This is a genomic window from Mycobacterium sp. 20KCMC460, assembly GCF_022179425.1.
GTDB lineage: Bacteria > Actinomycetota > Actinomycetes > Mycobacteriales > Mycobacteriaceae > Mycobacterium > Mycobacterium kiyosense.
On record NZ_AP025524.1, the window covers coordinates 5433519 to 5454396 of the forward strand.

At 66.1% G+C, this 20878-nt stretch carries 17 protein-coding genes; all 17 read left to right on the plus strand.

Annotation, left to right across the window (positions count from 1 at the left end):
- The first annotated feature begins 200 nt into the window (after positions 1-200).
- The 17 genes from MKCMC460_RS24970 to MKCMC460_RS25050 all read left to right on the plus strand — a co-directional run bounded on the left by MKCMC460_RS24970 (position 201) and on the right by MKCMC460_RS25050 (position 20870).
- The gene (locus MKCMC460_RS24970; protein ID WP_236977726.1) at positions 201-974 is read left to right on the plus strand and encodes a response regulator transcription factor; all 774 of its coding nucleotides are present in this window, start codon (positions 201-203) and stop codon (positions 972-974) included.
- Between the two features lie 7 nt (positions 975-981).
- Complete coding sequence (locus tag MKCMC460_RS24975; RefSeq protein ID WP_236977728.1) at positions 982-2559, plus strand: cell wall metabolism sensor histidine kinase WalK; 1578 nt, start codon at positions 982-984, stop codon at positions 2557-2559.
- Between the two features lie 161 nt (positions 2560-2720).
- Positions 2721-2948: a hypothetical protein gene (locus MKCMC460_RS24980; RefSeq protein WP_238304985.1), complete on the plus strand. Its 228-nt coding sequence runs from the start codon at positions 2721-2723 to the stop codon at positions 2946-2948.
- Between the two features lie 85 nt (positions 2949-3033).
- A complete protein-coding gene (gene kdpA / locus MKCMC460_RS24985; RefSeq protein ID WP_238304986.1) occupies positions 3034-4704 on the plus strand; it encodes a potassium-transporting ATPase subunit KdpA in 1671 nt (556 codons plus the stop codon).
- Positions 4704-6869 carry a potassium-transporting ATPase subunit KdpB gene (gene kdpB / locus MKCMC460_RS24990; protein WP_236977734.1) on the plus strand — a complete coding sequence of 722 codons (2166 nt, stop codon included), beginning with the start codon at positions 4704-4706 and terminating at the stop codon, positions 6867-6869. Before kdpA ends, kdpB begins: the two co-directional genes overlap by 1 nt.
- A 1-nt stretch (position 6870) precedes the next feature.
- A complete protein-coding gene (locus MKCMC460_RS24995) occupies positions 6871-7794 on the plus strand; it encodes a potassium-transporting ATPase subunit C (protein WP_236977736.1) in 924 nt (307 codons plus the stop codon).
- Positions 7795-7819: 25 nt separating this feature from the next.
- Positions 7820-8500: a response regulator gene (locus MKCMC460_RS25000; protein WP_236984397.1), complete on the plus strand. Its 681-nt coding sequence runs from the start codon at positions 7820-7822 to the stop codon at positions 8498-8500.
- A gap of 60 nt (positions 8501-8560) precedes the next feature.
- The gene (locus tag MKCMC460_RS25005; protein WP_238304987.1) at positions 8561-11104 is read left to right on the plus strand and encodes a sensor histidine kinase KdpD; all 2544 of its coding nucleotides are present in this window, start codon (positions 8561-8563) and stop codon (positions 11102-11104) included.
- Entirely contained in the window at positions 11101-11781 is a 681-nt protein-coding gene (locus MKCMC460_RS25010) for a response regulator (protein WP_236977738.1), read from the plus strand. The genes MKCMC460_RS25005 and MKCMC460_RS25010 overlap by 4 nt, the downstream gene beginning before the upstream one ends.
- 187 nt (positions 11782-11968) lie before the next feature.
- Positions 11969-12835, plus strand: a complete 867-nt coding sequence (locus MKCMC460_RS25015; protein ID WP_370653009.1) for an MlaE family ABC transporter permease — start codon at positions 11969-11971, stop codon at positions 12833-12835.
- Between the two features lies 1 nt (position 12836).
- Complete coding sequence (locus MKCMC460_RS25020; protein WP_370653011.1) at positions 12837-13694, plus strand: ABC transporter permease; 858 nt, start codon at positions 12837-12839, stop codon at positions 13692-13694.
- A gap of 2 nt (positions 13695-13696) precedes the next feature.
- Positions 13697-15253 carry an MCE family protein gene (locus MKCMC460_RS25025; protein WP_370653012.1) on the plus strand — a complete coding sequence of 519 codons (1557 nt, stop codon included), beginning with the start codon at positions 13697-13699 and terminating at the stop codon, positions 15251-15253.
- Positions 15250-16317: an MlaD family protein gene (locus MKCMC460_RS25030; protein ID WP_238304988.1), complete on the plus strand. Its 1068-nt coding sequence runs from the start codon at positions 15250-15252 to the stop codon at positions 16315-16317. Before MKCMC460_RS25025 ends, MKCMC460_RS25030 begins: the two co-directional genes overlap by 4 nt.
- 5 nt (positions 16318-16322) lie before the next feature.
- Entirely contained in the window at positions 16323-17375 is a 1053-nt protein-coding gene (locus MKCMC460_RS25035; RefSeq protein WP_238304989.1) for an MCE family protein, read from the plus strand.
- Entirely contained in the window at positions 17372-18490 is a 1119-nt protein-coding gene (locus MKCMC460_RS25040; protein WP_236977742.1) for an MCE family protein, read from the plus strand. The genes MKCMC460_RS25035 and MKCMC460_RS25040 overlap by 4 nt, the downstream gene beginning before the upstream one ends.
- Positions 18487-19602 (plus strand): MlaD family protein, encoded by a 1116-nt coding sequence (locus MKCMC460_RS25045; protein WP_236977744.1) that lies wholly within the window; start codon positions 18487-18489, stop codon positions 19600-19602. Before MKCMC460_RS25040 ends, MKCMC460_RS25045 begins: the two co-directional genes overlap by 4 nt.
- Positions 19599-20870, plus strand: a complete 1272-nt coding sequence (locus tag MKCMC460_RS25050; protein ID WP_238304990.1) for an MlaD family protein — start codon at positions 19599-19601, stop codon at positions 20868-20870. The genes MKCMC460_RS25045 and MKCMC460_RS25050 overlap by 4 nt, the downstream gene beginning before the upstream one ends.
- The last annotated feature ends 8 nt before the right edge of the window (positions 20871-20878 follow it).

A 20878-nucleotide genomic window follows, 5' to 3' on the forward strand; every position in this document is an offset into this window, starting at 1 on the left:
ACACCCCGCCTCTGGCGCGCGGATGGCCGAAGCCCCACAAGCACAACGACTTTGGCCACACCTGGCCGCTCGTCACACGATGCCCAGCAAATTCCGCCGTATTTGCGGCAAGCGACCCCCGCCGGCGTCCGGCAGCCGAACATTTGAGAAATATATGAACACCGTGACAAGCGCATTTGTGGTTGAAAGAATGCGGGAATATGACGTCAATGACGAGTTACGCGCGCAGTCAACGTCCACGCCAGGCGATTTTGGTGCAACTGCCCCGGATCAACCGTGCCGACGGCTCGCCCATCCGAGTGTTGCTGGTCGACGACGAACCGGCCCTGACCAACCTGGTCAAGATGGCGTTGCACTACGAGGGATGGGACGTCGAGATCGCCCACAACGGGCGCGAGGCGATCGCCAAATTCGACCGGATCAATCCCGACGTGCTGGTCCTGGACATCATGCTGCCCGACGTCGACGGTCTGCAGATCCTGCAACGGGTCCGCGAATCCGACTCCTACACCCCCACCCTGTTCCTCACCGCGCGCGACTCGGTGATGGACCGGGTCACCGGCCTGACCGCCGGCGCCGACGACTACATGACCAAGCCGTTCAGCCTCGAGGAGCTGGTCGCCCGGCTGCGCGGGTTGCTGCGCCGCTCCAGCCATCTGGCCCCGCCGGCCGACGAGTCGCTGAAGGTCGGTGACCTGAAGCTGGACGCCGCCAGTCGAGAGGTCACCCGGGGCGGCACCCCGATATCGCTGTCGTCGACCGAATTCGAACTGCTCCGGTTCCTGATGCGCAACCCGCGTCGCGCCCTGAGCCGCACCGAGATCCTCGACCGGGTGTGGAACTACGACTTCGCCGGTCGCACCAGCATCGTTGATCTGTACATTTCGTATCTGAGGAAGAAGATCGACGCCGACCGGGAACCGATGATCCACACGGTCCGCGGAATTGGGTACATGCTCCGACCACCGGAATGAGTTTCTAATGACGGGGGAACGCTACACCCCGCGCTGGTTTCCCCGTTCCCTTCGCCGTCAGCTGCTGTTGGGCGTCCTCGCCGTCGTGTCCGTCGTCCTGGTGGCGGTCGGCGTCGTCTCGGTGCTGACCCTGCGCGGTTACGTCACGTCGATGAACGACGCCGAAGTCGCCGAGTCGATGCACGCGTTCAGCCACGCCTATGCCCGGTACCGCAACGGCGAACACACCTCGGTGCACCGCGGGATTCCGCCGGTATCCCAAGCGGTGCTGGAGTTCACCGGACAAACCCCGGGCAACCTCATCGCGGTGCTTCGCGACGGCAAGGTGATCGCATCGGCCGTGTTCTCCGAGGACGAACCCCGTCCCGCCCCACCCGACGTCGTCCGCGCCATCGAGGCGCAATCGTGGACCGACGGCCCGTCCCGGGTCGAGACGCTGGGCAGCCTGGGCCCCCACCAGGTCGACAGCCGCGCAGCGGGAACCGACCGCCTGGTGGTCGGGGTGTCGCTGAGCATGGCCGAGGCGATCATCGCCCGCAAACAGCTCACCACCACCGCGCTGGTTGCGACGGCGCTGCTGGTCACGGCCGCCCTGACGGCGTGGGTGGTGGGCTATGCGCTGCGGCCGCTGAGCCGGGTCGCCGCGACCGCCGCCGAGGTGGCAGCGATGCCGCTGGCCGACGAAGACCACCAGATCCGGGTGCGGGTCCGGCCCGAAGACACCGACCCCGACAACGAGGTCGGCATCGTCGGACACACCCTGAACAAGTTGCTCGACAACGTGGAGAGCGCACTGGCCCACCGCGTCGAATCCGACATGCGGATGCGGCAGTTCATCACCGACGCCAGCCACGAGCTGCGCACCCCGCTGGCGGCCATCCAGGGCTACGCCGAGCTGACCCGTCAGGACAGTTCGAATCTGCCCCCGACCACCGAGTACGCGCTGGCCCGCATCGAGTCCGAAGCGCGCCGAATGGCGTCGCTGGTCGACGAGCTGCTGCTGCTGTCGCGCCTGGGTGAAGGCCAGGACCTGCAGACCGAAGAACTCGACTTCGCCGACCTGGTGATCAACGCGGTCAACGACGCCGCGGTGGCGGCGCCGACGCACAATTGGGCCACGAATCTGCCCGACGAGCCGGTGTGGGTCAACGGCGACCACGCCCGGCTGCACCAACTGCTCGCCAACCTACTCACCAACGCCTGGGTGCATACTCCGCCGGACGTCACGGTGACCACCGCGATCACCCGCCATCCGGCGTCGGCGCAGGGGCTCGACGTCCCCTACGCCGAGTTGACCGTCACCGACAACGGACCGGACATCGATCCTGAAGTCCTTCCCCATCTTTTCGAACGGTTCGTCCGCGCAGACAAGTCACGCTCCAACGGATCCGGTCACGGGCTGGGGCTGGCCATCGTCAACTCGATCGTCAAGGCGCACGGCGGCACGGTGGCCGCCGAGTCGGCCAACGGCATCACCGTCTTTCGGGTGCGGCTGCCGATGATCGACACTCCCGGTCCGCGAAATGAGTTGGGGGCGGATCATTCTGGTGAGCGCGCTGCCAGCTTGGGTGACAGCGGGCCCTGAACTCAGCTTCAGACGCAGATGCTGCCCAGCCGCGCATAGGCATCCGACCAGGTGGCCCGGTGCTCGGCCGCCGTCAACGCACCGGACGCCAGGAGTGGCGCCGTTTTTCAGGTTTTTAAAGCACTGTGTCATGCGTCACCGGGGCCGTTAAGGAACCGTAAATGTGCCGGGTGGGGGCGTTAGGAAAGCGTCAATCGAACTTCGGGCTCACCCCGCCGGATCTAGCTTTCAAGCTGGCCTTTGAGGTGTGCGCAACCTCGACGAGAATGCTTGCTGAAGCGGACTACGCACGGAACGGAGATGAGATGGGCGTGTTGGCATACATCGCGCTGACAGTGGCGGTGTTCGCGCTGCTCGGCCTGACCCAGAAGTTGGTCGAGCGGCTGTGAGCTACCAGAACATAATCGGCTTGGCGCTGTCGGTCGTCATCGCGCTGTATCTCGCTGGCGCCCTTCTGTTTCCGGAGAAATTCTAGTGAGCACCACTACCGCGGGGATCATCTACCTCGTCGTTCTGGTCGTTGCGCTGGCCGTGGTGCATGTGCCCCTCGGCGACTACATGTACCGGGTCTACTCCTCGAAGAAGGATCTGCGCGTCGAGTCGTGGGTGTACCGGCTCATCGGGGTCGATTCCCGGGCGGAACAGACGTGGGGCGCCTACGCCCGCAGCGTGCTGGCGTTCTCGTCGGTCAGCATCCTGTTCCTGTTCGGCTTGCAGCTCGTCCAGGGCAAGCTCCCGCTGCACCTGCACGATCCCGCCACCCCGATGAGCCCCGCGCTGGCGTGGAACACCGCGATCAGCTTCGTCACCAACACCAACTGGCAGGCCTACTCCGGCGAATCAACGCAGGGTCACCTGGTGCAGATGGCCGGCCTGGCGGTGCAGAACTTCGTCTCGGCCGCCGTGGGCATGGCGGTAGCGGTGGCGCTGGTACGTGGATTCGTGCGCAAGCGCACCGGCGATCTGGGCAACTTCTGGGTAGATCTGGTGCGCGGCACGCTTCGCATCCTGCTGCCGCTATCGGTGCTGGCGGCCGTTCTGCTGGTAGCAGGAGGCGCGATCCAGAACTTCCACCTGCACGATCAGGTGGTCACCGCCCTCAACGGCACCCAGCAGACGGTCACCGGCGGCCCGGTGGCCAGCCAGGAGGCCATCAAGGAACTCGGCACCAACGGCGGCGGGTTCTACAACGCCAACTCCGCCCACCCGTTCGAGAACCCGGTTGCGTGGACCAACTGGCTGGAGACGTTCCTGCTGCTGGTGATCAGCTTCTCGCTGCCCCGCACGTTCGGTCGGATGGTGGGCAACAACAAGCAGGGCTACGCCATCGCGTCCGTCATGGCGTCGCTGTACGCCATCAGCGTGTCGCTCACGTTGTGGTTCCAGTTGCAGCACCACGGCACGGTGCCCGCCGCAATCGGCGGTGCGATGGAAGGCGTCGAGCAGCGGTTCGGTGTGCCGAATTCCGCGGTGTTCGCCGCCTCGACGACCCTCACGTCCACCGGTGCCGTCGACTCGTTCCACGACTCCTACACCAGCCTCGGCGGGATGATGACGATGTTCAACATGCAACTCGGTGAAGTCGCGCCCGGCGGCACCGGCTCGGGTCTGTACGGCATGCTGATCCTGGCGGTCATCACCGTCTTCGTCGCCGGTTTGATGGTCGGCCGCACGCCCGAATACCTCGGCAAGAAGATCACCCCGCGCGAAATCAAGTTGGCCGCAGGGTATTTCCTCGTCACTCCGCTGATCGTGCTGACCGGTACCGCGGTCGCGATGGCGCTGCCGGGTGAGCGCGCCGGCATGCTCAACACCGGGCCGCACGGGCTCTCGGAGGTGCTCTACGCATTCACCTCCGCGGCCAACAACAACGGCTCGGCGTTCGCCGGCATCACCGTCAACACCACCTGGTACAACACCGCCCTGGGTCTGGCCATGGTGTTCGGCAGGTTCCTGCCGATCGTGCTCGTGCTGGCCCTGGCCGGCTCGCTGGCCAAACAGGGCTCCACCCCGGCGTCGGTGGGAACGCTGCCCACTCACCGCCCGCAATTCGTCGGGATGGTTGCCGGCGTCACGTTGATTCTCGTTGCCCTGACCTTCCTGCCCATGCTCGCGCTCGGGCCCCTCGCTGAAGGAATACATTGATGACAGCCACCACCAAACCCAAAGCCAACTCGGTGGTTTCGGCGCACCAGGAGACCGCGCATGCCGCCAACACCAAACGCGTGCAAGGCGGCTTGCTGGACCCGCGGATACTGTGGAAGTCGGTGCCCAGTGCGCTGCACAAACTGAATCCCCAGACGCTGTGGCGCAATCCGGTGATGTTCATCGTCGAACTCGGCGCCGTGTGGGCCACCGTGCTGGCGATCATCGACCCCACCTGGTTCGCGTGGCTCATCGTGGTCTGGCTCTGGCTGACCGTGCTGTTCGCCAATCTGGCCGAGGCGGTAGCCGAGGGTCGCGGCAAGGCGCAGGCCGAAACGCTGCGCCGGGCCAAAACCCAGACCTTGGCCCGGCGACTCAAGAACTGGGAACCCGGCAGTGCGGCGGTGGAGGAACAGGTTGCGGCGCCCCTGCTGCAGCAGGGCGACATCGTCGTGGTCGAGGCCGGCGAGGTGATCCCGGGCGACGGCGACGTGGTGGAGGGCATCGCCTCGGTGGACGAGTCAGCGATCACCGGTGAGTCGGCGCCGGTGATCCGCGAATCCGGCGGTGACCGTTCGGCGGTCACCGGCGGCACCACGGTGCTCAGCGACCGGATCGTGGTGAAAGTGACCCAGAAGCCCGGCGAAAGCTTCATCGACCGGATGATCGCGCTCGTCGAGGGCGCCAACCGGCAGAAAACACCGAACGAGATCGCGCTGAACATTCTGCTGGCCGCGTTGACGATCATTTTCGTCTTCGCCGTGGCGACGCTGCAGCCGTTGGCGGTCTACTCCAAGGTGAACAATCCCGGTGTGGCAGACACCCAGGCGCTCAACGTAAACGGCGTATCCGGCATCGTCATGGTGTCGCTGCTGGTGTGCCTGATCCCCACCACGATCGGTGCGCTGCTGTCGGCCATCGGCATCGCCGGCATGGACCGGCTGGTGCAGCGCAACGTGCTTGCGATGTCGGGGCGCGCGGTCGAGGCCGCGGGCGACGTGAACACCCTGCTGCTCGACAAGACGGGCACGATCACCCTGGGCAACCGGCAGGCCGGTGCCTTCATCCCGCTGGACGGCGTCTCCCCGGACGAACTGGCCGACGCCGCGCAGTTGTCCAGCCTGTCCGACGAGACCCCGGAAGGGCGCTCGATCGTCGTCTTCGCCAAACGCAACTTCGGGCTGCGTGCCCGCACGCCCGGCGAACTCGCGCAGGCCCAGTGGGTGGCGTTCTCCGCCTCGACCCGGATGTCCGGCGTCGATCTGGAGGGGCACCTGCTGCGCAAGGGGGCGGCCAACTCGGTCGCGGAATGGGTACGCGCACAAGGTGGTACGGTGCCCCACCAGCTCGGCGATGTCGTCGACGGCATCGCGGCCGGCGGCGGCACCCCCCTGGTGGTCGGCGAGAGCCGCGACGGCAAGGCCGCGGTGCTGGGCGTCATCCATCTCAAAGACGTTGTCAAGCAAGGCATGCGGGAGCGTTTCGACGAGATGCGCCGGATGGGCATCCGCACGGTGATGATCACCGGCGACAACCCGTTGACCGCCAAGGCAATTGCCGACGAGGCCGGTGTCGACGACTTCCTCGCCGAGGCCACACCCGAAGACAAGCTCGCCCTGATCAAGCGCGAACAACAAGGCGGCAAGCTGGTGGCGATGACCGGCGACGGCACCAACGACGCGCCCGCACTGGCCCAGGCCGACGTCGGGGTCGCGATGAACACCGGCACCTCGGCGGCCAAAGAGGCCGGCAACATGGTGGATCTGGACTCCGACCCCACCAAACTCATCGAGATCGTCGAGATCGGCAAGCAGCTGCTGATCACCCGCGGAGCCCTGACGACCTTCTCCATCGCCAACGACATCGCGAAGTATTTCGCGATCATCCCGGCGATGTTCGTCATCCTGTTTCCGGGCCTGGACGTGCTCAACGTGATGCGGTTGCACAGCCCGCAATCCGCGATCCTGTCGGCGGTGATCTTCAACGCGCTCGTCATCATCCTGCTGATCCCGCTGTCGCTGCGCGGTGTGCGCTACACGCCGAGCAGCGCCTCAAAGCTGTTGAGCCGCAACCTTTACGTGTACGGCCTCGGCGGCATCGTCGCGCCGTTCATCGGGATCAAGCTGATCGACCTGATTATCCAATTCGTCCCCGGGATGTCCTGACATGAAACTCGCCAATTTCGTCCGCCTGCACTGGGCCGCGTTACGCGCGCTGCTGGTGCTGACCGTGATCACCGGCCTGGGCTACCCGCTGTTCGTCTGGCTGGTCGCTCTGCTGCCGGGACTGCACGACAACGCCGAGGGTTCGATCCTGCGCGCCCACGGCACACCGGTCGGCAGCGAGCTGATCGGCCAGCAGTTCACCGACAAGGACGGCAACCCGCTGCCGCAGTACCTGCAGAGCCGCCCCTCTGCCGCGGGCGCCGGATATGATCCGCTCTCCTCGGGTGCAAGCAACCTGGGACCGGAGAGCATCGTCGACACACCCGCGGACCCCGCGCTGCTGGCGGCCGGAAAATCCGCATCCGACGCCGGGTTCAAACCCAGCCTGCTGACCCAGGTGTGCACGCGCAGTGCCGCGATAGGCCGGCTGGAAGGCGTGGACGGCTCCCGTCCGTTCTGCACCGGTGGCGGGGTGGGCGCGGTGCTGTCGGTGCTCGGTCCCCGCGACCAACGTGGCAACGTCGTGCATCCCACTCACGTCGTCAGCATCAACGAACCGTGCCAGACCACGACGGCGCCGTTTCAAACCATGTTCGAAGGTGTGCGGGTCGAGTGCGCCAAATACGGCGAGGACTACTCCACCGGCCAGATCGTTCCGATCCGCGGCGCCGCAGCCGCCAACCCGGCGGTACCCGCAGACGCGGTGACTGCCAGCGGCAGCGGCCTGGACCCGCACATCTCTCTGGCCTACGCAGACCTGCAGGCCGCACGGGTCGCCAAGGCACGCGGTATCAGCGCCGAACAGGTGCGTGCCGTGATCCGCGACAACCAGGAGGGCCGGGAACTCGGATTCCTGGGCGAGCCGGCGGTAAACGTCCTGCGAGTCAACCTCGAGCTGGACCGCAAGTACCCGGTAAGCCACTAGCCCGCCGACTCGGGCAATGACACCGTTGGTGAAGGTCTTGGTGGTCGACGTCGAACCACACCTGCTGCGGTCCCTGCGCAACGCGTTGGCCGGGCAGGGCTACCAGGTGGTCACCGCCGATTCCGGCGCCGCCGGTCTGCGTGCCGCGGTCACACACGACCCGGCCGTCGCGGTGCTGGATTTCGCGCTACCGGATATGCCCGGCGTGCAGATGCTGCGAAAGCTGCGGCGACGCACCACCGCACCGGTGCTGGTGTTGTCGGACCGCTCCAGACCAAGCGACAAAGTGCAGGCATTGGATGCCGGCGCAGACGATTACGTGACCAAACCCTTTGACATGGAAGAGTTTCTGGCCAGGTTGCGGGCCGCCATCCGACGCGCCAAGGTGGCCGATGCCGCCGAGCAGGTGGTCGAGACGGCCTCGTTCACCGTCGACCTGCGGGCCAAGAAGGTGTCCAGGGACGGAGCCGACATACACCTGACGCCCACCGAGTGGAACATCCTTGAGCTGTTGGCGCGCAACCGCGGCAGGCTTGTGCAGCGCGAGATGCTGCTGGACGCGGTTCGCGGACCTACCCACCCGACCGGAACCACCTACCTGCGGGTCTACCTCGCCCAGCTGCGGCGCAAGCTCGAACCCGACCCATCCCACCCCATCCACCTGGTCACCGAGGCGGGCATGGGATACCGCTTCGAGCAGCGATGACCCCGTCGCCGGTGCGAACCCGACGGCGGTTTCGCGGTCCGAACCAGCCCCGCGGGAGGGATGATGGTTGACGTGAGCGCCAGCGACCCCCGGGCCAAACGCGGCGAGCTGCGCATCTATCTCGGCGCGGCACCGGGGGTCGGCAAGACCTTCGCGATGCTCGGCGAGGCGCACCGGCGCCTGGAACGCGGCACCGACGTGGTGGCCGCCGTGGTCGAGACACACGGCCGGGCGAAAACCGCCGAAATGCTGCGCGGTATCGAGGTCATCCCGCCGCGCTACATCGAATACCGCGGTACCAGCTTCCCGGAACTGGATGTTCCCGCGGTGCTCGCCCGCCGTCCGCAGGTGGTCCTGGTCGACGAACTCGCGCACACCAACACCCCCGGTAGCAAGAACCCCAAGCGCTGGCAGGACGTCGAAGAGTTGCTCGACGCCGGCATCGCCGTGATCTCCACGGTCAACATTCAGCACCTGGAAAGCCTGAACGACGTTGTCGCCGAGATCACCGGCATCGAGCAGAAGGAAACCATCCCGGACTCCATCGTGCGCCAGGCCGCGCAGGTCGAGCTGATCGATATCACGCCGGAAGCCCTGCGGCGCAGGTTGTCCCACGGAAATGTGTACACGTCCGAACGCATCGACGCCGCGCTGTCCAACTATTTCCGCCGCGGAAACCTCACCGCCCTAAGGGAATTGGCGTTGCTATGGCTGGCCGACCAGGTCGACACCGCGTTGGCGAAATACCGGGCGGAGAACAAGATCACCGACATCTGGGAGGCGCGCGAGCGCGTCGTGGTGGCGGTTACGGGCGGTCCCGAGTCCGAGACGTTGGTGCGGCGCGCGTCGCGGATCGCCTCCAAGTCCAGCGCCGAATTGATGGTGGTGCATGTGCTGCGCGGCGACGGTCTGGTCGGCCTCTCCGAAGGCCGGATGGGCAAACTGCGCGAGCTGGCCAACAGTCTGGACGCCTCGCTGCATACCGTGCTCGGTGACGACGTGCCCTCGGCGCTGCTCGATTTCGCCCGACAGATCAACGCAACTCAGTTGGTGATCGGAACCTCGAGACGTCCCCGCTGGGCACGCATCTTCGACGAGGGCATCGGCCCATCCATCGTGGAGCACTCCGGCAAGATCGATGTGCATCTCGTCACGCACGAGGAGTCCCGGCGCGGGGTGCGCACCGCACCGATCGCACCGCCGACCCGGCGCGTCGCGTCCTGGCTGGCCGCCGTTGTCATCCCGTCGATGATCTGTGTGGTCACCGTCAGCGAACTGGACCGGTTCCTGAACAACGGCGGCGAGAGCGCCCTGTTCTTCATCGGGGTGCTGCTGGTAGGTCTGCTGGGAGGTGTTGCGCCGGCGATACTTTCGGCGGTCCTGTCCGGGTTGCTGCTGAATTACTTTCTCATCGCACCCCGGCACAGCTTCACCATCTCCGAACCCAACAGCGCGATCACCGAACTGGTGCTGCTGATGATCGCGGTGGCGGTGGCCGTTCTGGTCGACGGCGCGGCCAAACGCGCCCGCGAGGCCCGGCTGGCCTCGCAGGAAGCCGAGTTGTTGACGCTGTTCGCCGGTTCGGTGCTGCGCGGTGCGGATCCTCAGACGTTATTGGAGCGGGTGCGTGAGACATATGCGCAGCGCGCGGTCGCCATGTTGCGCGAGCAGGGCGGCCAGAGCCGGGTCGTCGCGGCGGTCGGTGAGAATCCCTGTACCACAGTCGATTCCGCCGACACCGCGATCGAGGTGGGCGACGACGAATTCTGGATGCTGCTGGCCGGCCGCAAACTCTCGGTGCGAGATCGGCGGGTGCTCGGTGCGGTCGCCAAACAGGCCGCCGGCCTGGTCCGGCAGCGCGAACTCACCGAAGAGGCCAGCCGCGCCGAGGCCATCGTGCGCGCCGACGACCTCAGGCGATCCCTGCTGTCGGCCGTGAGCCACGATCTGCGCACCCCCCTGGCGGCGGCCAAGGTCGCGGTGTCCAGCCTGCGCGCCGGTGATGTCGCCTTCTCCCCCGAGGACACCGCCGAATTGCTGGCCACCATCGAGGAATCCATCGACCAGCTCACCGCCCTGGTGGGCAACCTGCTCGACTCGTCGCGACTGGCCGCCGGCGTGGTGCGCCCCGACCTGAACCGCGTGTATCTGGAAGAGGTGGTACAGCGTGCGCTGGTCAGCATCAGCAGGGGCGCAACCGGATTCGTCCGATCCGCGATCGACCGCGTCAAGGTCGACGTCGGCGACGCGGTGGTGCTGGCCGACGCCGGGTTGCTGGAGCGCGTGCTGGCCAACCTGATCGACAACGCGCTGCGCTACGCGCCGGGCTCCGTGGTCCGGGTCAACGCCGGTCGGGTCGGGGATCGAGTGCTCATCAACGTCATCGACGAGGGCCCGGGCATCCCGCCGGGCACCGAAGAGGAGATCTTCGGCGCCTTTCAGCGCCTCGGCGATCACGACAACAGCACCGGGGTGGGCCTGGGCATGTCGGTGGCACGCGGCTTCGTCGAGGCCATGGGCGGCGTGATCGCTGCCGGCGACACCCCGGGCGGCGGGCTGACGGTGACGGTGGATCTACCTGCGCCGCCGAAGGACGTCCGTTGACTCGCGTACTGGTGATCGACGACGAACCGCACATCCTGCGTGCGCTGCGGATCAACCTGTCGGTGCGCGGCTACGAGGTGGTGACCGCGTCGACCGGCGCCGGAGCGTTGCGCGCCGCCGCCGAACATCCCCCGGACGTGGTGATCCTGGACCTCGGCTTGCCCGACATCTCAGGCATCGAAGTGCTGGGCGGGTTGCGCGGCTGGCTCAGCGCACCTGTCATCGTGCTGTCGGCGCGCACCGACGCGTCGGACAAGGTGCAGGCTCTGGACGCCGGAGCCGACGACTACGTCACCAAACCCTTCGGGATGGACGAATTCCTGGCCCGGCTTCGGGCGGCGGTGCGCCGCAGCACCACCGCGTTGGAGGTGGAGCAGCCGGTCGTCGAAACGGATTCGTTCACAGTGGATCTGGCCGCCAAGAAGGTGACCAAGAACGGCGCCGAGGTGCATCTCACGCCCACCGAGTGGGGCATGCTCGACGTGCTGGTGCGCAATCGGGGCAAGCTGGTGGGCCGCGAGGAGTTGCTCAAGGAGGTGTGGGGTCCGGCGTATGCGACCGAAACCCATTATCTGCGTGTGTATTTGGCGCAGCTGCGGCGCAAGCTCGAGGACGATCCGTCCCATCCCAAGCATCTGCTGACCGAGTCCGGGATGGGCTACCGGTTCGAGGCGTGAGCCGCCCGCATCGTCACACGCCGGAAAGGCTGAGCGGATCCCTGCGATCAGCCGCCGTGCGACGCCCGAGTTCGACGCCGCCATGGTCCGGCAAACTCCTGCCGCAAAATGCTGGCCGCAAGCTGGCCCGACTGCTATGGTCTGCACGCAAGTTAATCCTGGTTCCACCTGGTCGGGGGGAGGTGACTTGACCGCTGCCGTCGATCCGCCCGCGCGAGCTGTCGAGCGTTCGGCCATCGGCGAAGTCATCGACTGGTTTCGCCGCTATGTGCGCAATCACCCGCTCTTATCGCTGAACACAGTCGGTAAGCAGTTCGTGCTGGGGGTGCGGGCCATCCAGTACCTGTTCGTCGGCCTGGTGACCCGTAAGTTCATGTTCGGGGAGTTCATCGAGCAGACCTGGTTCATGACCAGCACGGCGTTCACCCCCACCGTTTTGGTGACCATCCCGATCGGCGTCACCTTGTCCATCCAGTTCAGTTTGCTGGCCGGACAGGTCGGCGCCGCCTCGCTGTCCGGCGCCGCCGATGGGCTGGTGATCATCCGGCAGGGGGCGCCGCTGGTGGCGGCGCTGATCATGGCGGCGGCGGTGGGCTCGGCGGTCTGCGCGGACCTGGGCGCCCGGACAATGCGCGAGGAAATCGCGGCGATGGAGGTGATGGGAGTCTCCCCGCTGCAGCGCATGGTGGTTCCCCGACTGGCGGCGGTCATCCTGATCGGGATTGCGTTGACGGGTACGACGATGTTTGTCGGCTACCTCGCGGGCTACGTGTTCAACGTTTATATGCAGAACGGCGCTCCGGGATCGTTCATCGCCACGTTCTCCTCGTTCGCCACCGTCGACGACCTGGTGTTGGCAATGTTGAAAGCGGTGGTCTACGGCGTGATCGTGGCGATCGTGGCCTGTGAGAAGGGCCTCGATACGCGCGGCGGCCCCGCCGGCGTGGCGAACTCGGTGAACGCAGCGGTGGTCGAATCCGTGCTGCTGCTGATGATCGTCAACGTGCTGATGAGCCAAATGTGGCTGCTCATCTTCCCGCGGCAGACCATCTAACATGGCTGCCCCCGCGGCGTTCAAAAATCCGAGCCGTGTTCAGCTGATCAAGGCTGCCGGCGCCATGGGCCATGGGGTGGGCCGGGCCGGCCACATGGTTTATTTCTTCGGCAAGATCGTCGCCTCGATCCCGGGCATGCTGCGCGACTTCCGGCGGGAAATGCTGCGACTGCTGGCCGACATCTCCTGGGGGAACGGATCGATCGTCGTCGGCGGCGGCACCGTCAACGTCGCAGCGGTACTGGGGATCACGGCCGGCGCGCTGGTGGCCGTCGAGGGCTACAACGCGCTGAATCTGCTGGGCCTCGGCCCGGCGACGGGCCTGATCTCGTCGTTCGCCACGACGCGCGAACTGGCGCCGGTGATGATCGCGATGGCGTTCATCGCCCAGGCGGGATGCCGGTTCACCGCGCAACTGGGCGCGATGCGAATCAACGACGAAATCGACGCACTCGAGGTGCTCGGCATCAATTCCGTGGCCTACCTGGTGGTCACCCGGGTCACGGCGTCCGTCATCGCGGTCATCCCGTTATTCCTGACCGCCCTGGGTTTGACCTACTTGACCAGCCAGCTGGTCAGCATGGCCAACGGTCAGGCCCCCGGGTCGTATCTGCATTATTTCTCCGTGGGCCTCAGCGGCCGCGATGTGGTGTACGCGACCATCAAGGCCGTAATTTTCGTCTTCATCTCCTCGACGATGCAGTGCTATTACGGCTTTTTCGCCAGCGGCGGTCCCGCCGGGGTCGGGATAGCCGCGGGGCGGGCCATGCGATCGAGTCTGACCGTCGTGATCATCGCGAACATGCTGCTGACCATGGCGCTGTGGGGTGTTGAGTCCGGGGCGAGGTTCGGCGGGTAGCGATGCCGAATTCATACGATTTCGACCCCCGCAGCCCGTCCAACCGGAGCCTTGTCTTCGTGGGCGTGTGTTTGACGATTGTCACGCTCCTGATCGCGGCGGCCATGGTCGCCAAATCGAAAGGCACATTCGACAAACTGGTGCGCGTCAACATCGAGTTGGTCAATATCGGCGACGGTCTGCCGGAGCGTTCGGATGTGAAGTTCCGCGGGGTGCTGGTCGGGATGGTGTCCAGCATTTCCCCGTCCCGCAACGGACAGCCCAATATCGTCCATGTCGACCTGAAGCCCGGATACGCCGCCGGGATCCCCAACACCGTCACCGCACGGGTGGTGCCGGCCAACCTGTTCGCGGTGTCGGCGGTGCAATTGATCGACAACGGGAAGGGCTCGGCATCGCTGCGCAACGGCTCGGTGGTGCGCGAGGACAAGTCACTGCCCACGGTGTTGTTCCAGAACGTCTTGGCAAAACTCCACGACCTGCTGTTCGACGTCGCGCGCGATCGCAACGACCACACCATCGGGGTTCTGGAAGCACTCAGTGAGGCGACCCGCGGCCGCGGCCAGCAGCTGACCGACGCCGGACGCGACCTGAACCAGATTCTGGCGGAGCTGAACACGGTGGTCAGCGCCGATGCCAGCGGGCCGTCCACGCTGTCGGCGCTGACCGCGGCCGCGGCAGGCCTGCGCCGTGCCTCGCCCGAACTCTTCGACGCGCTGGACAGCTCGATTCGGCCGATGCGGACCTTCGCCGAGAAGCGGGTGCAATTGACCGATTTCCTGTCCGGGGGTCTGGGCACCGTCGGCACACTGGGCGATTCCTTCGATCATCAGACCGACCGGCTGATCACCATCAGCACCGAGCTGACACCTGCCCTCGGTGTGCTCGGCGAGCACGCCCGCGACTTCCACGGCATAGCCACCCGGATGAAGGTGTTCGCGAACAAGCTGTACGACGAAGGCTGGGATCCGGACGGCAACCGGCTGACCATCAAGGCCGTCGTCGCGCTCACCCCGAGCCGGCGCTACGTCCGCGCCGACTGCCCCCGTTACGGGGCGCTGGCCGGCCCCAGCTGCCAGACCGCGCCGGAAGTCCCGACGGCTCCGGACCTGTCTCCGGCGTTGGGGTCGCAGGGCGTTACTCTCCCGCCCGGGGTGACCGAGAACCGCCCCAACGTGACCCCGCCGCGACACTCCATGCCGGACGATCCGCAAGGGCCGGTGCCACCTGCACCGGGACCCCGTCAGTTACCGCCCTTCCCACCCGGTTCCGCACAGTTGGGCGGCGGTCCCGGGTCGCCGGCCACCGAAGCCCCGGCCGCCCCAGCCGCCCCCGGCGTCCCGGCCGCCCCGGCGCCGGGATTTCCCGCGGAAGGGGCGATGCTGCCGGGCGCGGTCATCGGCGGCAATGTCGGTCCGGTCGGCAGCCACGAAGAGAAGGATCAACTCGGCCGCATCGTGGGCGGCGGACCGGCGAATTCGACCGTCGTGCTGTTGTTGGGCCCGGTGGCGCGCGACTCGACCGTCCACATCACGTCGGATCTGCGAGGCGGCCAATGAGTTACCGCAAGCCATTCATCGGAACCGTGATCTTCCTGATCTTCGCCGTGACCGTCACCTGGATGGTGTTCGGCACCATGCGGCGCGAGGTCTCCGGTGAAACGAACACCTACTCGGCGATTTTCACCGATGTCTCCGGACTGAAAGTCGGCGATGACGTCCGGGTGGCCGGGGTCCGGGTCGGCCGAGTGGACAAGCTCGACCTGCTGGACGGCAACCTGGCCAAGGTCACCTTCCGGGTGCAGCGCAACCAGGTCCTGTATTCCGACACGATCGCGTCGGTGACTTACCAGAACATCATCGGACAGCGCTACCTGGGGCTGTCGCCCGGTCCGGGCAGTAACCACCTGCCGCTGAAGGACGGCGGCCAGATACCCCGGGAGCGCACCAACCCGTCGCTCAACATCACCTACGTGCTCAACGGGTTCGAGCCGCTGTTCACCCAGTTGGATCCTCAGCAGGTGGACAACCTGACCAACGCCATCATCCAAGCGTTCCAGGGGGATTCCAGCTCGATTCTGGTGTTGACCACCCAGACCTCGACGCTGGCCGAAACACTGGCCGGACCCGATGAGGTCCTCGGTGATCTGATCGGCAACCTCAACACTCTCACGGACAGTCTGGCCGCACAGAACACCAACCTGCAGACGATGATCCGCGAATCCCGCGGTGTGATGGCGGAATTGGCGGCCCGCCGCCAGGAACTGGTCGTATCAGTGGGATCGGTCAATTTCACGGTTGGCCGGCTGGCGACGATCGTCAACAACATCACCCCCGACTTGCAGCAATTCGTCAGCCGCGAACCCGGTCTACTCGATTACGGCCTGCACGAAGGGCATCAGCGGTTGTCCTACATGGCAGCCAACATCCCTGCCATGCTCAAGGCGCTCGCCCGCGGCACCCAGGCGGGCAGCTACATCAACGGCTACGCGTGCGACATCGACTTCAGCCTGTGGCGCGGCCTGTTCCACTGGTTCCGCGCGTTCGTAGCGTCGGCCACCCCGGGCGATGGCGTCACCCCGGGTTACCTCAACAAGATCAAGCACTCACCGGTATGCAGGTAACCGCGATGTTCAACCGACCTCAGCTGCGCAAGCTACTCAAACGACTCAAGCGACCCATCGAGTCCTACAACAAGACCTGGCTGGGAATGATCGGGCTAACCGTCATCGCTCTGCTGCTGGGCGGGGTGGTGTTGTTCGGCAGCCTCAATGTGGGCACGACCCGCTACCAAGGTGAGTTCGCCCAGTCCGCTCAGATCAACAAGGGCAACCAGGTCACCATCGCAGGTATCCAGGTCGGCACCGTCGAGGGCGTCAAACTCGCCGGCGACCACGTGGTGGTCACGTTCAACGTCAAAAACGGCACACATCTGGGTGCCGACACGCAGGCCAGCATCAATATGACCACCATCCTGGGGTCGCGCTACCTCGCCCTGACCCCGGCCGGCAGCGGCGAGCTGAAGGACCGAACCATCAGGTTGGCCAACACCGAAGTTCCCTTCGATCTGCAACGGACCCTCGCCGGCGCCACCAGCACCTTCGAAGCCGTGGACGCCGACCGCGTCGTCGAATCGGTGCGATCGCTCACCCAGAACCTGCAGGGACTGCCCGACGCCCTACCGGAGGCGCTGGAAAACCTGCAGTCGCTGGCCACCGTCATCTCCGATCGGCGCGATCAACTGGGCACCCTGCTGTCCAACACCGAGACGCTGACGACGATGCTGCGAAACCAAAAGGCCGATCTCGGGGTGCTGGTGCTGCAGGGCCGTGACCTGCTGGCCGAAATCGCCACGCGGCGTGCGGCCGTGCAGCGACTGTTCGCCAGCGCCACCACACTCGTCGACCGGGCAAAGACGATCCTGGCCGACGAACCGGAACTCAACAAGCTGCTCGCCAATGCGCGGGAGTTCACCGCGATGATCAACAGCCACGACGCCCTGGTCCGCAACATCTTGCAGTCGATGCCGATCACCGTCCGCAACCTGGCCAACACCACCGGCAACGGCAACTACCTCGACCTCAATCTCCCAGCCGGTGTGCTCGTCGACTCCTGGATGTGCGCGATCAGCGGGCGGGCGAGACAGTTCAACCTGGTCGAGTACTTCAAGGACTGCCAATGAGCCGCCGGGTCAAGATCATCGTCGCCGCCACGGTGGCTGCCGTGGTGCTCGTCGGCGCCCTGGCGATCGCTGTGATTCCGCGCCTGACGCACCCGAAGATGAAGGTGACCGCACACTTCGAAGACACCGTCGGGTTATACGTCGGCAACGACGTCTCGGTCTTGGGTATGGCGGTGGGCAAGGTGACCGGCATCGCGGCCAAGGACAGCTACGTGCAGGTCGAGCTGGAGATCGATCCGAGCATTGACATTCCGGCCGACGTGCAGGCTGTGACGCTGTCGAACTCGCTGCTGACCGACCGCCATGTCGAGCTCACGCCGCCCTACCGGGGCGGGCCGAAGCTGAAGAACGGCGACGTGCTGGGTCTGGGGCGCACCCGAACCCCGGTCGAAATCGACCGGACACTCGCGATGATCGACAAACTGGGCAAGGCGCTGCGCGCTGATGACAACGGTCAGGGTGCGCTCGGGGACCTGGTCAACCTCGGATCCCAGATCACCTCCGGCAACGGGGCCAACATCAAAGCCACCCTCGCGAAGTTGTCACAGGCGCTGCGGGTGGGCAGCGACAAGGGTGCGCACAGCAAGAAAGACATTCAGGCGATCGTCAACAGCATTTCCGACTTGGCTCAAGCGGCGGCCAAGAACGATGCCGCAATTCGCGAATTCGGATCCAACCTGCACCAACTCAGCTCGATTCTGGCCGACGAGAGCCTCGGCTCGGGCACCACCGGGGCGAAGCTCAACGAGATCCTCGCCGAAGCCGCCCGACTGCTCGAGGGACACCGCGAAGAGCTCACGCACACGTTCGCCGACCTGCGGGCCATCACCGGGACGATCGACGATAACCAGCGGGAGCTGGCGGAAACCCTCGATGTCGCGCCGCTGACCGTCGACAACCTCTACAACATCCTCGACCCCGTCGCCGGCAGCGCCCGCGTGCACGTGCTGGCCGACAAGCTGGTACTCAACGGTCAGTTCGGTAAAGAGCTCTGCAACCTGCTGGGGCTCAAACAGCTGGGCTGCGCCACCGGAACGCTGCGAGATTACGCACCGGATTTCGGCCTGGGCAAAATGCTCGACCTGATGGGCGACGGGATCAGTGGTACGCCATGAAATACGCACTGGGAGTTCGCCGCGGCTGCCGATTTGGCCTACTTTTCGTGCTGGTCACGCTGTTGGCCGGGTGCGGCCTCGATCTGTCTGCACTGCCATTGCCCGCCCCGACGGGTCGCGGCAGCAGCTATCGACTGACGGTGGTCTTCTCCAACGCGCTGAACTTGCCGGCCAAGGCGAAGGTGCGGCTGTTGGGGGCCGATGTCGGCGAAGTCGAATCAATCGACGCCCAGGACTTCACCGCGCGGGTGCGCGCGCGAATCCACGCCGACGTCCCCCTGTATGTCGGCGCCACCGCCGAACTGCGCCAGGCCACCCCGCTCGGCGACGTGTTCCTGCAGATCAGGCCCGGCCCGGACCAGGGGGCAACCGCCGCCCGGCTACGCGACGGCGACACCATCGGACTGACGTCCACCAGCGCCGCCCCGACGGTGGAAGACCTGCTCACTTCGATGGCGCTGCTGGTCAACGGGGGCTCGGCCCGGCACCTGATGGCGATCGCCAACGGCGCGGGCAGGGCCGTGGGCGGCCGCGGCGAGAAGGTCCGCCTGCTGCTGGACGAGAGCAAGACGCTGCTGTCCCGGCTGACGGCACGCTCGGCTCAGCTGGATACCGCGCTACGCCGGACATCCGAGCTGGCGGCCACCGTGTCAGCGCGCCGGCCGACCATCGACGCGTCGCTGGTCGCCGGTGCGCCGGCGCTGGCCGTCATCGCCGACAACACCACGCGGATAGCCGACCTGGCCGACGGCATGGCACGCATCACCCGCCAGCTGTCCCGGTTCCCGTCCATCCAGGGCACTGACACGCGCAGCACGGTCGCCGACCTGAACGCCCTGGCAGGCTCCTTCAACGACATCGCCATCGACCCGAATCTGTCGTTGTATCCATTCAACCGGCTGATCGGGGTGTTGATGCACTCCTTCAACTCGCCTGCGCTACACGTCGACGCCCAGATCGCGAAGCTGGCGTTGGCGCCTTGGCCCGATCTGAACTATCCCGGTGATCCCGGCTTCCATTGGTCCGACGGCACCGACTGGCACCTGATGATCGGCAGCATTCGGTACGAGTGGAACCTGTTGTTGGACAAGATCTATGGGTCGCAGCGATGACCGCGTCGCCCAACCCGGTGGAATGGTCCGCTCGACACGGGGTCGACCTGATCAAAGCGGTGGCCAACCGCCGCATCGTGATGTCCGTCATCGGTCTCGCGGTGATCACCGTGATCGCCCTTGCCTACATCACGCTAGGCAGCTTGGGGGTCAACCCGGTCAGCAGGAAGATGTCTGTGCGGGTGTCGCTGCGGGAGTCCGGCGGTCTGCTCGTCAACCAGGACGTCACCCTGCGCGGCATCCCGATCGGCCGCGTAACCGCGATCAACCTCACCGAACACGGGGTGGAGGCGGTGGTGTCCCTCGACCGCGCCACCCGAATCCCGCGGGATACCCGGGTGCGGGTATCGGGCCTGTCGGCCGCAGGTGAGCAATACCTGGACTTCCGCCCCGAACACGGTGGCGGACCGTATCTGACCGACGGCACGTTGATCGGCGAAGGGCAGACCACGATCCCGGTGTCGCTGCCGCACATCATCGACGACAGCCGCGGCGCGCTGGCCCAACTGAACACCACGCAGCTCCGGGCTCTCTTCGGCGAACTGCGGGTCAGCCCCGACGGGCCGAAGAAGCTGGCGGCGATCTTCGACGGCTCCATCTTCTTGTCGTCCACCCTCGGCGGCGTGCTCCCGCAGACCGTCAGCCTGTTACGCAACACCCAGACGGTGTTCGGCACCTTCGGCGACGTTTCGCCGGGTCTGCGGGGAACGTCGGTCGACCTGCAAAACGTCCTGGGCGGCGTGAACAAGATGGATGGCGGGTTCCGGACGCTCGTCGACCGGGGAGCATCCCAACTGGCCGACGTCGACAACCTGATCGGCGACAACCGCCAGAACGTAGTTCAGTTGCTGGGCAACCTGACCACTCTTTCGCAGTTGCTCTACGTCCGAGTCCCCGCGCTGCAGGATCTGTGGCGCCCCGACCACGAGTCCCTGCTCGAGCGGCTCACCAGCGTTGCGCACGACAACGGGCTCTGGCTGATCGGGGACATCTACCCCAAGTACAGCTGCGACTACAACCTGCCCGCCGGGGTGCTGTCGCTACCCGACTTCCCCGAACCGTACCGCTACACGTACTGCAACAACCCCGACCCGTCGGTGCTGGTCCGGGGCGCCCGCAACGCGCCCCGCCCGCCCGGTGACGACACCGCCGGGCCGCCGCCGGGATACGACCCGAACGCAACGACCGACGCCACACCCGTGTACCCGCCGTACACCTTGCCCACCACATTCGGGGGGCCGGCCATGCCGCCCTGGATACCGAACTAGAGCCCACC